The organism is Paracoccus sp. Z118, assembly GCF_019061185.1.
GTDB lineage: Bacteria > Pseudomonadota > Alphaproteobacteria > Rhodobacterales > Rhodobacteraceae > Paracoccus.
On the sequence record NZ_JAHQZU010000009.1, the window covers coordinates 1 to 13,551 of the forward strand.

The window sequence follows — 13,551 nt, forward strand, 5'->3', positions numbered from 1 at the left end:
GCGAAGCTCTGCGCGCCCGAGGAGGAGTGCTCGGATCAACTGTGAAGGACTGACCGCATGGAACGCAATATCGCCCAGATCGCCCTGTTCGCCGCAATGGTTGCGGCGCTGGGGGTGGTGCCGCCGATCACGCTGGGCTTCGGCGTGCCGATTTCGGCGCAGTCGATGGGCGCCATGCTGGCGGGGGCGGTGCTGGGCGCCCGCGCGGGAGCGGCGTCGATGGGGCTTTTCCTGCTGCTGGTGGCGCTCGGCCTGCCGCTGCTGTCGGGCGGCCGGGGCGGACTGGGCGTCTTCGCCGCGCCCACGACCGGCTTTGCACTGGGCTTCATGCCGGCCGCCTTCGTGACCGGGCTGATCGTCGAACAGGTCCGCCTGCGCTCGGCCGGATTGCGCGCGGCGCTTGGCGCGGTGATCGGCGGAATCGCGGTGCTGTATGTCTGCGGAGCGGTTGGCCTGTCGCTGGTGGCGGACAAGCCGCTGCCCGAGGCTTTCATGCTGATCGCGGTCTTCATTCCCGGCGACCTGCTGAAGGCGGCGATCACCGGCATGCTGGTGCAGGCGCTGGCGCAGGTCCGCCCCCAGACGCTTGGGTGGTATCGGGGGCGTGTGAGCAGCCTGCGGTCCTGACCGGGACGGAAGCGCGCTTCTTTCTGCTTCGATGAGACCCCGGATCGAAACGCATCCGCCATGAAACCTGGCGGATGATGGCCCCGCAGGAGAGTTTCCCTTGCCGAACGATCGAACCACGCCGACCGACATTCCCGCTGCCCCGGCAACGCGCATCAACCGTCAGGTCCGTCTGATGAGACGTCCGGGCGGCATCCCGCAGCGGGACGATTTCGCCCTTGCCGAGGCGCCGGTTCCCGAGCCGGGCGAGGGACAGTTCCGGGTGCGCAACCTCTATCTCTCGGTCGATCCCGCGCAGCGCGGATGGGCCTCGGCCGAGGCGAACTACGCCGCGCCCGTTGCACTGGACGGGCCGATGCGGGCGCTGGCAATCGGGGTGGTGGACGCCAGCCGCTGCGATGAGGTGGCCGAGGGCGAATATCTCTATGGCTGGTTCGGCTGGCAGGACTTCGCCATCGCGGAGCCTTCAGCCATCATCCTGCGCGCCGACCTTCCGGTCCCGCTCGCCCAGTTCGGCGGTCTCGTCGGCATCAACGGCCTGACGGCCTATCTTGCGCTGACGAAATGCGGCCGCCCGGTCAAGGGGGACAGGATGCTCGTCTCCACCGCGGCGGGGGGCGTGGGCAGCCTCGTCGGGCAGATCGGCCGCATCCTCGGGTGCCGGTGCTTCGGCCTGGCCGGCAGTGACGACAAGGTCGCGCTCTGCACCGGGGAATACGGCTACGAGACGGCGTGGAACTACAGGACTGCAGACCTCGATGCCGTGCTGTCCGATACCGTGCCCGAGGGTCTCGACGTCTATTTCGACAATGTCGGCGGCACGATCCTCGACAGGGCGCTGCGGCATCTCGCCGTCGGGGCGCGGGTCGTGCAATGCGGAACCGCCTCGGTTCCCAGCTGGACGCCGCCGCCGACCGGCCCGCGGAACGAGCGCGAGATCCTGACCCGCCGGCTGCAATGGAGCGGCTTTGTGCTCTTCGATCACATGGCCGAGTTCAGGCGCGCCTCGCGCCAGCTGGCCGAGTGGTATGCCGCGGGCAGGATCGACCTGCGGCTGGAAATCCTCGACGGCATCGAACACGCCGCAGGGTCCATCGCGGACCTCTACGCGGGGCGCAACAACGGCAAGCGGATGATCCGCATCGTGTGATGGCGCCGCACCGTGCCATCGCATGCGAACGCGTCGGTGTCGGCAACTTCCCGAGCTATGCGCGGCAGCGTCGTCCGCGCGGCTTTGGAAACCTTCTCCCCAACGGCCCTACTGCGACCGCCCCCCGCCCTCTACCCCCGCCCCTGCCGGACGCGGCGGTAGGAGACGACGAGGTCGTTGAACCGCTCGCCCTGCAGCGCGACGTGGGGATGCACGATCGCTGCAGCGCGGTCGGCGTCCTTGTCCACCAGCGCCTCGTAGATCGCGCGATGCTCGGCCAGCGATTGCCGCATCCGCCCGCGGGCCTGAAGCTGCGTCCGCCGGAACGGGGCGAGTCGGTTCAGCAGGCGCTCGGCTTCGGCGGCCAGGAACGAATTGCCCGAGGCGGCGTAGATCATGCGGTGGAAATCCCGGTTCGCGATGTAATAGGCGTCGATGTCGCCCGCGTCGGCCGCCTTCTCGCAGTCGTCCAGCGTGACCTGCAGGCGGTCGAGCCGCTCCTGATCGATCCGCTGGGCGGCGTAGCGGCCGCAGAGCGCCTCCACATCGGCCATGAACTCGAACATCTCGATCAGCTCATCCAGCGAGGGATAGTGCACGAACGCGCCCCGGCGGTGTTCCAGCCTGACCAGCCCCGACGAGGACAGCAGTTGCAGCGCCTCGCGCAAAGGCGTGCGCGAGACGTTGAACTCCTGCGCGAGCCGTTCCTCGTTCAGCCGCTCTCCCTGCGAGAACAGGCCCCTCATGATCCGCTCGATGAGCGCGTCGCGGATGACGAGGGCAGGGCGGGGGGAGCTCATGTCGCGCGACCTGAAAATGCAAACGTCACGATTCTGTATACAAACTGCTTGACAGGGCATGCAACCACTCGGCAACCTGACCGACGCAGAGGGGACTGCGCGCGGAAACTTCCGCGCGAACCGGGAGGGGACAATCATGAAAGCCATCACTCTGGCTGCAATCGCGCTTGCCGCAGGCACGGCGCTGGCCGCGCCGCTGGCCGCCAAGGAACTGCGCCTGTCGCACCAGTTCGCCGTCGGCGATCTGCGGCACAAGGTGGCCGAGATGGTCGCGAGCGATGTCGCCGCGGCGGACGTGGATCTGGAGATCAGGATCTTTCCGGCCAGCTCGCTCTTCAAGGCGAACGACCAGTATATTCCGCTGACCCGCGGCCAGCTCGACATGACGCTGTTTCCGCTGTCCTACGCGGGCGGCCAGCAGCAGGTCTATAACCTGACGCTGTTTCCGGGGCTGATCGAAAGCCACGAACACGCCAAGCGCGTGAACGAGTCGCCCTTCATGGACGAGATCGAGAAGGTGCTGAACGAAGACGATGTGATGACGCTGGTCCGCGGGTATCTGGCGGGCGGGTTCGCGTCGGTCGATGGCTGCGTCCGCCGCCCCGAGGACGTGCAGGGCAAGACCGTCCGCGCGGCCGGCAAGGGCTTCGAGGAGATGCTGGAAGCCGCCGGCGCCTCGATCGCGTCGATGCCGTCGTCGGAAAACTACAACGCCATGCAGCAGAACATCCTGCAGGCGCTGAACACCAGCTCGTCCTCGTTCGTGTCGTTCCGGCTCTACGAACTGGCGGAATGCTACACCCCGGCGACCGACAGGGCGCTGTGGTTCATGTATCAGCCGCTGCTCATCAACAAGACCACCTTCGAGGATCTGACGCCGGAACAGCAGCAGGCCCTGCTGGACGCATCCGCGCGCGCCGAGGCGTTCTACGCCGAGGAAGCCGCCAAGGAGGACGCGGCCTCGGTCGAGGTGTTCCGCGAGGCGGGCGTCGAGATCGCGGAGATGAGCGACGAGGATTATGCGGCCTGGCAGGCGCTGGCCGAGGAGTCGTCCTACAGGATCTTCGCCGAAGAGGTGCCGGACGGCCAGCGCTGGCTGGATCTGGCGACCGCCGTCGAGTGATCGGAACCGGCGGAATGGCGCCCTCCGTTCCGCCCCCAACCCCACCCGGAAAGCACTCGATGTCAGGACAAACCGTAGCTGTCCCCGCGCGGCACGGCGGCGATCCCTTCGTCCGCACGGTCCACGCCATCTCGATCTTCTGCGGTTGGCTGGCGGCCGGGCTGCTGGTCGCCAGCCTGCTGATCACCTGCCAGATGATCTTTGTCCGGGCCGTGATGGGCCAATCGACGATCTGGCAGACCGAAACCGTCATCTACATGGTCATCACAGGGGTCTGTCTTGGCCTTTCCTACGTCCAGCTGGTCCGGGGGCATGTGAACGTGGACCTGCTGCCGCTGGCCATGTCGCCGCGCATCCGCTTCGCCTGGGCGGTGACGATCAAGCTGGTGACGGTCGTCGTGATCGCGCTCATGGCCTGGTACAGCTTTGACGTGCTGCATCAGGCCTGGTCGCGCAACTGGCGCTCGCCCTCCGTCTGGGCGCCCAAGATCTGGCCGGTCTGGGCGGCCATCACGGCCGGGTTCGCGATGCTGCTGCTGCAACTGCTTTCGGATCTCTACGCGCTGCTTCGCGGGATCGACCAACCCTTCTCGCTGGAGACGACCTGATGGACCCCCTGCTTCTTGGCGTCATCGTCGGCTTGGCCACGATCGCCGTGCTGATGAGCGGGATCTCGGTCGGGGTCGGGCTGCTGACCGTGTCGGCGCTGTTCCTGCTGATCTTCGACGGCAGCCGGTCCCTGCAGATGATGCCCGAGATCTTCTTCGGCGACCTGAACTCGTTCACCATCCTGTCGATCCCGATGTTCATCGTCATGGGCGCGGCCATCGCATCCACCCGCGCGGGGGCCGACATCTTCGAGGCGATCGAGCGCTGGCTGACCCGTGTGCCGGGCGGGCTGGTCGTGTCCAACATCGGGGCCTGCGCGCTGTTCGCGGCGATGTCCGGCTCCTCGCCCGCGACCTGCGCCGCCATCGGCAAGATGGGCATCCCGGAAATGCGCAAGCGCGGCTATCCCGACACGGTGGCGGCGGGGTCCATCGCCGCCGGCGGGACGCTGGGCATTCTGATCCCGCCATCGGTGACGATGATCGTCTATGGCATCGCGACCGAAACATCGATCGGGCGGCTGTTCCTGGCCGGGCTGGTGCCGGGGGTCATGCTGGCGGGCATCTTCATGCTGTGGTCGATCTTCGCGACCTGGCAGGCGGGCGGGCTGGAAGTGTTCCAGGCCCGCAGCTATTCGCTGCGCGAGCGGCTGGAGGTGCTGCCCCGCGTCCTGCCGTTCCTGATCGTCGTGGGGCTGGTGCTTTACGCCATGTATGGCGGCATCGCCACGACCTCGGAAACCGCCGCCGTGGGGGCCGTCGCCTGCCTGCTGATGGCAATCGTCATCTACAGGATGTGGAGCCCGCGCGCGATCTGGGGCGTCCTGCGCGATTCCACCCGCGAAAGCATCATGATCCTGTTCATCATGGCCGCGGCGGGCGTGTTCGCCTACATGATGTCGTCGCTGTTCATCACCCAGTCCATCGCCGCGTGGATCACCGAGCTGGAGGTGAACCGCTGGGTGCTGATGCTCATCATCAACATCTTCCTGCTGGTCGCGGGCTTCTTCCTGCCGCCGGTCGCGGTGATCCTGATGACCGCGCCGGTCCTGCTGCCGATCCTCGAGGCGGCGAACTTCGATCCCTACTGGTTCGCGGTCATCCTGACGATCAACCTCGAGATCGGGCTGATCACCCCGCCGGTCGGGCTGAACCTGTTCGTCATCAACTCCATCGCGCCGGAAATTTCGCTCAAGACGATCCTGATCGGCTCGCTGCCCTATGTGCTGTGCATGGTGCTGGCCATCGTGCTCCTGTGCTTCTTCCCGTGGATCGCGACGGCGCTGCCCGATGCGCTCATGGGTCCCATGATCGGAGGCTGAGCATGGGACGCTTCTCGTTCTTCACCCACATGATGGCAGGGCTGCTGGAACGCGAGCCGCAGCGCGGCGGCTCGGCGGGCGGCGAAAGCATCGAGACCATGGCGGCGGCCCTGCTGTCGGGCCGGGGCGAGGTGTCGGGGATGCGGCTGGCGGCCGACATCCTCGCCCGCTACGGGGATCTGGACGAGGCGCAGCGGACCGCCTTCTTTGGCTGGATGGCCCGCGAGCTGGACGTCGATCCCGGCGCGATCATCGCCGCAGCCGAGGCCTATCGGGACGGCGGCGACGTGGACAGCTACGCCCGGCTGGCCGACGCCGCCGAGCCGTGCCGGCAGGAGCTGCTGCGCCGGCTCAATCAGGCGGCGGGGGCGACGCTCGATCTGGTGCGGATGCGGCTCGACCTGCTGCGTCTGCTTCCGGCCCACCCCGAGCTTGCCGCGCTCGATCTGGACTTCAAGCACCTGTTCCGGTCGTGGTTCAACCGCGGCTTTCTGGTGCTGCGGCCGATCGACTGGCACACGCCGGCGAACATCCTGGAAAAGATCGTGGAATACGAGGCCGTCCACGCCATCAACGACTGGTCCGATCTTCAGCGCCGGGTGATGCCGGCGGACCGCCGCTGCTTCGCCTTCTTCCACCCCGCCATGCTGGAAGAGCCGCTGATCTTCGTCGAGGTCGCGCTGTGCGACGGCGTCCCGGACTCGGTGCAGGGGCTTCTGGCCGAGAACCGCGACGTTCTTGCCGACGACGATCTGGACACCGCCGTCTTCTATTCGATCTCGAACTGTCAGGAGGGGCTGCGCGGCATTTCCTTCGGCAACTCGCTCATCAAGCAGGTGGTGGAGGAGCTGCATCAGGAACTGCCGCAACTGCGGACCTTCGTGACGCTTTCCCCGGTTCCGGGGCTGATGCGGCACCTGCGCGAACAGGACAGCGACAGCGCCCGCAAGCTGGTCGCCGCCGCCGATGCGGGCGACCGGCAGGCCCTCGGCGCGCTGGAGGGTGAGCTTCGCGCCCACGTCGCCCGCTGGCTGGTGGAAACCAAGCGCCCGGACGGCACGCCCGCCGATCCGGTGGCCCGCTTCCATCTTGGCAACGGGGCCGAGCTGCATCAGATCCACACGCTGGCGGACGTGTCCCCCAACGGCATGAAGCAGTCGGCATCGGCGATGGTCAGCTATCTCTATGATCTGGCCAGCGTCGAAGCCAACCACGAGGCGTTCGCCACGCAGAACCTGGTCGTGACATCGAAGGATATCAGGGCCTTGCTTCCGAAGGGGAAGCCGACAGGAAAGACGAAGCCATGACCAACCCGCTCCATGACGCGCTCATCGCCCCGCAGATCGACCGGACCGACCCGCTGCTGATTACCGAAACCGGCGAGATCAGCGGCGCGGGGTTCGCGGCGATGTCCCACCGCTTCGCCCATGCGCTGACCGGGCTGGGGCTGAAGCCCGGCGACCGGATGGCGGTGCAGATCCAGAAATCCGCCGAGGCGCTGGCGCTTTACGGCGCGGCGCTGGCGACCGGCGTCGTGTTCCTGCCGCTGAATACCGCCTACACCCCCGACGAGGTCGCCTATTTCGTCGAGAATGCCGGGGCCGCGCTGCTGGTCGGCGACCCCGCCGCGGCCGAGGTGCTGGAGCCGGTGGCGCGCCGCTTCGGGGCCGGGTTCCAGGCGCTGGACGGCGCGGGGCAGGGAAGCCTCGCCGATCTCGCGGCGGGGCGGCCGGACAGCTTCGACGCGGTGAGCCGCGACCGCGACGATCTGGCGGCGATCCTTTATACATCCGGCACCACGGGGCGTTCCAAGGGCGCGATGTTGACGCAGGCGAATCTGCTGGACAACGCGCAGGTGCTCGCCGAGGCGTGGCGCTTCACCGACAGCGACGTGCTGCTGCACATGCTGCCGATCTTCCACACCCACGGGCTGTTCGTCGCCTCGAACGTGTCGCTGCTGACCGGCGGGAAGATGATCTTCCTGCCCGGCTTCAGTGCCGACCGTGCGATCCGCTGGCTGCCGCAGGCGACGGCGATGATGGGCGTGCCGACCTTCTACACGCGGCTGCTGGACGATCCCCGCTTCGACCGGGCGCTGAGCGGGCATATGCGGCTCTTCACCTCGGGCTCGGCCCCGCTGCTGGCCGAGACGCATCGCCAGTTCGAGGAGCGCACCGGCCACCGCATCCTCGAACGCTACGGGATGACGGAAACGAACATGTCCACGTCCAACCCCTATGACGGCGAGCGCCGGGCCGGGACGGTCGGTCCGGCATTGCCCGGCGTCGAGGTTCGGATCACCGACCCGGAAACCGGCGAGCCCCTGCCGCAGGGCACCCCCGGCATGATCGAGGTGCGCGGCCACAACGTCTTCAAGGGCTACTGGCAGATGCCCGAGAAGACCGCCGAGGAGCTGCGCCCCGACGGGTTCTTCATCACCGGCGACATCGGCGTGATCGACGAAGCCGGCTATGTGACCATCGTCGGCCGGCAGAAGGACCTCATCATCTCGGGCGGCTACAACATCTACCCGAAAGAGATCGAGCTGCTGCTGGACGAGCAGCCGGGCGTGCTGGAAAGCGCCGTGATCGGCGTCCCCCATCCCGACTTCGGCGAGGGCGTGGTGGCGGTCATCGTCCCCGCGCCGGGGGGCGAGCCGAAGCCCGCCGAGCTCGAGGCCGCGATCTCCTCGCGTCTCGCCCGGTTCAAGCAACCCAAGCGCTATGTCGTCCAGGACGTCCTGCCCCGCAACACCATGGGCAAGGTGCAGAAGAACCTGCTGCGCGAGCGGTTCAAGGACAGTTTCCGGCAGTCGTGAACGGGTCGCGCAGGCGCGCGCCCGGCCCTTCGGACGTGTCCTCCGGGGCCGATTCCATCGGTGCTATCGCCGTCCCACGCGCAAGTTGTCCTGAACGACAGTTGCGCGGGGCAGGCGGATAGAAAAGAATGGCATCGCAGCCCTGCTGTCGCTACAGGCAGGGCGTGAAAGGGAGAGACGCATGACCAATCTGACCCGGCGCGCATTCCGCGCCGCAGCCTTCGCCGCCGCCATCGCGGCGCTGCCGCTTTCGGTGCAGGCGCGCGAATTCATCAACGTCCTGACCGGCGGCACTTCGGGCGTCTACTACCCGATGGGCGCGGCGATCTCGGACATCTACGCCAAGAATATGGAGGATGCGCGCACCCAGGTGCAGGCGACCAAGGCCTCGGTCGAGAACCTGAACCTGCTTCAGCAGGGCAAGGGAGAGATCGGCTTCGCGCTGGGCGATTCCGTCGAGATGGCGGTCGCCGGCGATCCCGAGGCGGGCTTCACCGCGCCGCTGGACAAGCTGCGCGCCATCGCCGCGATCTATCCGAACTACATCCAGATCGTCGCGTCGAAGGAATCCGGCATCACCACGCTGGAAGACCTCAAGGGCAAGCGCCTGTCGGTCGGCGCCGCCAAGTCGGGGACCGAGCTGAACGCGCGCGCCATCCTCGAAGCCGCAGGCATGACCTACGACGATCTGGAGAAGGTCGAATACCTGCCCTTCGCCGAGTCGGTCGAGCTGATGAAGAACCGCCAGCTTGACGCCACCCTGCAATCCGCAGGGCTGGGCGTCGCCTCGCTGAAGGACCTGGCGACCTCGATCCCGATCCAGGTGGTGACGGTCCCCGAGGACGTTTCGGCCAAGCTGGGCGCGGCCTATATCCCCTCGGTGATCCCGGCGGGCACCTATGACGGGCAGGACGTCGATGTTCCCAGCGTCTCGGTCATCAACATCCTCGTCACGCATGAGGATGTCTCGGACGAGACCGCCTATCAGATGACCAAGCTGCTCTACGACAACCTCGACACGCTGAAGGCGGCGCATTCGGCGGCCAACGACATCGACCCCGCCAAAGCGACCGAGAACCTGCCGCTGCCGCTGCATCCGGGCGCCGAGCGCTATTACCGCGAGGTCGGCATCCTGCAGTGATGCCGCTGTCATGACCCCTCCCCCGGCGCCGATCCGCGCCGGGGACTTCTATTTCCGAGGTCAGCATGTCCCATTCCACCGTTCCCGAGCATCCCGATCCGCAGGGCCAGGTCGATCTTGGCCTGCATGATCCGCTGGCCGACAGCTTTCCCCACACGCCGCAGGGACGGCTGCTGTTCTGGATCGCGGTTGCGTTCTCGCTGTTCCAGATCGCCACGGCGGCGCATCTGGTCGATTTCGCCAGTCAGGTGGTCCGCGCGGTCCACGTCGCATTCCTGCTGCTGCTGACCTTCCCGCTGCTGGCGCTGGCCCGCAGGCGCGGACCCGCGATGATGGCGCTGGCCTGGGTGCTGGCCGCAGGCGGCGTCGCCGTCGCCGCCTATCAGTCGTGGGAATATACCGAGCTGCTGCTGCGCGCGGGCACGCCGAACCAGATGGATCTGGTGATGGGCGTCATCAGCATCGCCACGGTGTTCGTCGCCGCATGGTGGCTGATGGGACCGGCGCTGCCGATCATCGCCGGGCTGTTCCTCGCATACTGCTTCTTCGGCCAATACCTGCCGGGCATGCTGCAGACCCGCGGCTACGACTTCGGCCAGGTGATCGAGCACATGGCCTACGGGACCGAGGGCATCTACGGCATCCCGATCTATGTCAGCTCGACCTATATCTTCCTGTTCATCCTGTTCGGCGCGTTCCTAGAGAAGGCCGGGATGATCCGGCTGTTCACCGACGTCTCGCTGGGGCTGGTCGGCCACATGCTGGGCGGTCCCGCCAAGGTGGCGGTCATCAGCTCGGCGATGATGGGGACGATCTCCGGCTCGGGCGTCGCCAACGTCGTGACCACCGGCCAGTTCACCATCCCGCTGATGAAGCGCTTCGGCTATCGCCCCGCCTTCGCGGGCGGCGTCGAGGCGACGGCGTCCATGGGCGGGCAGCTGATGCCGCCGGTCATGGGCGCCGTGGCCTTCATCATGGCCGAGACGCTGGGCGTCGCCTATGTCGAGGTCGTCAAGGCGGCGCTGATCCCGGCGATCCTGTATTTCGGCGCGGCCTTCTGGATGACCCATCTGGAAGCCGGCCGTAAGGGCCTCGTCGGCATGAGCCGGGACGAGCTTCCCAGCGCCCGCGCGGCCATCCGGGTCGGCTGGTATCTGCTGCTGCCGCTGGCCGTTCTCGTGTGGCTGCTGTTCTCGGGCTACACGCCGCTTTACGCGGGCACCGTGGGGCTGGCGCTGACCATCGTGCTGATCCTCGCGGGTTCGATCATCCTCGGCATGCCCGAAGGCGTCATCCGCATCATCCTGTGGGTGGGGCTGGGCGTCCTCATGGCGGGGCTGTTCAGCCTCGGTCTCAGCACCGCGATCCGCTGGGTCGGCATCACCGTGCTGGCGCTGCTGGCGGTGAACGCCGTCACCCGCGGCGGCCGCGAAACCCTGTGGAGCGTGATCGAGAGCCTTGCCGAAGGCGCCAAGACCGCGCTGCCGGTGGGCGTCGCCTGCGCGCTGGTCGGCATCGTGATCGGCACCATGACGCTGACCGGGCTGGCCACCACTTTCGGCAGCTTCATCGTCCAGATCGGCTCGGGCAACCTGTTCCTGTCGCTGGTTCTGACAATGATCACCTGCATCGTGCTGGGGATGGGGATCCCGACGATCCCGAACTACATCATCACCAGCTCGATCGCCGGTGCGGCCCTGCTGGAACTGGGCGTGCCGCTGATCGTCAGCCACATGTTCGTGTTCTACTTCGGCATCCTCGCCGACCTGACGCCGCCGGTGGCTCTGGCCTGTTTCGCCGCCGCGCCGATTGCCAAGGAAGGCGGCCTCAAGATCAGCATCGAGGCGATCAAGATCGCCGCCGCCGGCTTCGTCGTGCCGTTCATGGCCGTCTATACGCCCGCGCTGATGCTGCAGGACGGGGGGCCGCTGGCAAGCGCCATCGGCTACTGGCCGGCGGTCGCCTATATCGTCGCCAAGGCGGTCATCGCGATGGGGCTGTGGGGGGTCGCCGTGATCGGCTGGCTGGGCCGCGATCTCAATGTGTTCGAGCGTGGTCTGGCCGTCGCCGCCGCCTTCACCCTCGTCGCGGCGGGTCCGGTCACCGACACCATAGGCGGGGTGCTGGTCGTGGCCTTCGCCGCGCTCTGGTTCGCCCGCCGCCCGCGCGCGGTCGCATGAGCGGCTGCCTGATGGCGGGGGCAATCGCCCTTGCCGTCAGCCAGGGTTTCACGCTCGGCTGGACCCATTCGGTCGAACGGGTCGGGTGGGTCGAGGAATGGCAGATCGACGACGGCCGCCTGCATCTGACGCAGGCGGCCGTTCGCGGTTCCGGCGCGGGGATGGAGCCGGGCGAAGGCGCGGTGCTGAAGGACGGCTGGTGGGTCTGGTCGCCCGGCATCTCGGTCCCGTCGCTGTCGCTGGCGGCCTCGGGCGCGACGGGGCAGGGGTGGCGGCTCTGCACTGACAGCGGCTGCCGGATCATCGGCGCCGAGCCCGGCGCGCCGTTGCTGCTGACCCCCTGCGCGAAAGGCGTCGCGGGGGAGTGATGGGGCGCATGGCGAAAGCAGGGGGGCCGCCGTGCCCGAGGTCGATTTGCGCTGCATCTGCCGTGTGTCGGCCCGGCAGATAATCTGTTTCGCGGGGCTGCGGCGGCGGTATTGCGGACACGGGGGGCGGATCATCCCGCCAGCCGCTCCGAACCTCGCATCGCCTCAGCCCTGCTGGCGAAGCTCGCGGAAGAAGGGGACGAAATGACCGAACGTGACGTGATCCTGACCATGAACGCGGGCTCCTCGACGGTGAAGCTCGGGTTCTTCGCCATCGAGGGCGCGCAGGCCCGGCGGCTCGCGAGCGCCTCCATCGACTTCCGCGTCGATCCGCTGGAGGTGCGGCTGAAGAAGGACGGCGCGCGCACGGCGCAGGCATTGCCCGCGGCAAATCCCGGCGACATGATCTCGGTCCTCCGGCCCGCCTTCCGGTGGCTGGGGCAGCACCTGCCGCTGGACCGGATCGCCGCCGTCGGCCACCGGGTTGTGCATGGCGGCGAGATCTTCACCGGCCCGGCGCTGATCGACGATGAAACCCTCAGCCGGATGCGCGACCTTTCGGTGCTGGCCCCCCTGCACCAGCCGCAAAGCCTGAGCCTGATCGACGCCGTGCGGCAATTGCGGCCCGGCTTCCGGCAGACCGCCTCGTTCGACACCGCCTTCCACACGACGCAGGACCCGCTGAACCGCCGTTTCGCCATTCCCCGCGCGCTGCACGATCAGGGGATCAAGCGCTACGGCTTCCACGGGCTGTCCTATCAGCATATCGCCGGGGCCCTGGCGGGCGCGGGGATCGCGCCGGGGGCGAAGGTGGTCGCCGCGCATCTGGGCAGCGGCGCGAGCCTCTGCGCCATCTCGGACGGGATCAGCCGCGACGGGTCGATGGGTTTCTCCACCCTCGACGGGGTGCCGATGGGCACCCGCTGCGGCGCGCTGGACCCCGGCGTCATCCTGCATCTGACGGGGCGGATGGGCTGGGAGCCGGGCCGGGTCGAGACGCTGCTCTACCGCGAAAGCGGGCTTCTGGGCATGTCCGGCATCGACGCGGATTCGCGTGAATTGCTGGAAAGCGACCGTCCCGAGGCCGCCGAGGCGCTCGGCGTCTTCACCCGCCGCATCGCGGGCGAGGTCGCGCGGCTCGCCACCTCCATGGGCGGCCTCGACGCGGTGGTCTTCACCGCCGGCATCGGCGAGAACCAACCCCGCATCCGCCAGATGGTCTGCGAGCGGCTGGCATGGCTGGGGCTGGAGCTAGACCCGGCCGCCAACCTGGCGAACGCCACGCGGATCAGCACGCCGGACGCGCGGGTCGGCGCCTATGTCATCCCGACCGACGAGGAACAGGTGATCGCCGACGAGGCGCTGCGGGTGCTGAGCAGGGCGGCCATCCCGGGCTGACATGGCGGGATGGCGC

General features: G+C 67.8%; 12 protein-coding genes. 11 read left to right on the plus strand and 1 reads right to left on the minus strand.

Annotated elements, in window-relative coordinates; translation table 11 throughout:
• Nucleotides 1–57: 57 nt before the first annotated feature.
• On the plus strand, nt 58–627 hold the full coding sequence (locus tag KTN05_RS09315) for a biotin transporter BioY (RefSeq protein WP_217329126.1): 570 nt from the start codon (nt 58–60) through the stop codon (nt 625–627).
• Between the two features lie 100 nt (nt 628–727).
• Nucleotides 728–1,777 (plus strand): NADP-dependent oxidoreductase, encoded by a 1,050-nt coding sequence (locus KTN05_RS09320; RefSeq protein WP_256449497.1) that lies wholly within the window; start codon nt 728–730, stop codon nt 1,775–1,777.
• 131 nt (nt 1,778–1,908) lie between these two features.
• Here the strand turns inward: KTN05_RS09320 and KTN05_RS09325 are convergent, their stop codons facing one another.
• Entirely contained in the window at nt 1,909–2,577 is a 669-nt protein-coding gene (locus KTN05_RS09325) for a GntR family transcriptional regulator (RefSeq protein ID WP_217329128.1), read from the minus strand.
• A 136-nt stretch (nt 2,578–2,713) separates the two neighbouring features.
• On the opposite strand from KTN05_RS09325, the gene dctP reads away from it, so the two are divergent.
• The 9 genes from dctP to KTN05_RS09370 all read left to right on the plus strand — a co-directional run bounded on the left by dctP (nt 2,714) and on the right by KTN05_RS09370 (nt 13,535).
• Nucleotides 2,714–3,700, plus strand: a complete 987-nt coding sequence (gene dctP / locus KTN05_RS09330; protein WP_217329129.1) for a TRAP transporter substrate-binding protein DctP — start codon at nt 2,714–2,716, stop codon at nt 3,698–3,700.
• 59 nt (nt 3,701–3,759) lie between these two features.
• A complete protein-coding gene (locus KTN05_RS09335) occupies nt 3,760–4,308 on the plus strand; it encodes a TRAP transporter small permease subunit (RefSeq protein WP_217329130.1) in 549 nt (182 codons plus the stop codon).
• Nucleotides 4,308–5,630, plus strand: coding sequence for a TRAP transporter large permease (locus KTN05_RS09340; RefSeq protein WP_217329131.1), 1,323 nt, complete (start codon nt 4,308–4,310; stop codon nt 5,628–5,630). Before KTN05_RS09335 ends, KTN05_RS09340 begins: the two co-directional genes overlap by 1 nt.
• A gap of 2 nt (nt 5,631–5,632) precedes the next feature.
• A complete protein-coding gene (locus KTN05_RS09345; protein WP_217329132.1) occupies nt 5,633–6,937 on the plus strand; it encodes a malonyl-CoA decarboxylase domain-containing protein in 1,305 nt (434 codons plus the stop codon).
• Nucleotides 6,934–8,448, plus strand: a complete 1,515-nt coding sequence (locus tag KTN05_RS09350) for a malonyl-CoA synthase (RefSeq protein WP_217329133.1) — start codon at nt 6,934–6,936, stop codon at nt 8,446–8,448. The genes KTN05_RS09345 and KTN05_RS09350 overlap by 4 nt, the downstream gene beginning before the upstream one ends.
• A 190-nt stretch (nt 8,449–8,638) precedes the next feature.
• Nucleotides 8,639–9,589, plus strand: a complete 951-nt coding sequence (locus KTN05_RS09355) for a TAXI family TRAP transporter solute-binding subunit (protein ID WP_371823329.1) — start codon at nt 8,639–8,641, stop codon at nt 9,587–9,589.
• Nucleotides 9,590–9,654: 65 nt separating this feature from the next.
• Nucleotides 9,655–11,769, plus strand: coding sequence for a TRAP transporter permease (locus KTN05_RS09360; RefSeq protein ID WP_217329135.1), 2,115 nt, complete (start codon nt 9,655–9,657; stop codon nt 11,767–11,769).
• A complete protein-coding gene (locus tag KTN05_RS09365) occupies nt 11,766–12,137 on the plus strand; it encodes a DUF1850 domain-containing protein (RefSeq protein ID WP_217329136.1) in 372 nt (123 codons plus the stop codon). The genes KTN05_RS09360 and KTN05_RS09365 overlap by 4 nt, the downstream gene beginning before the upstream one ends.
• 204 nt (nt 12,138–12,341) lie before the next feature.
• The gene (locus KTN05_RS09370) at nt 12,342–13,535 is read left to right on the plus strand and encodes an acetate/propionate family kinase (protein ID WP_217329137.1); all 1,194 of its coding nucleotides are present in this window, start codon (nt 12,342–12,344) and stop codon (nt 13,533–13,535) included.
• Nucleotides 13,536–13,551: the final 16 nt, after the last annotated feature.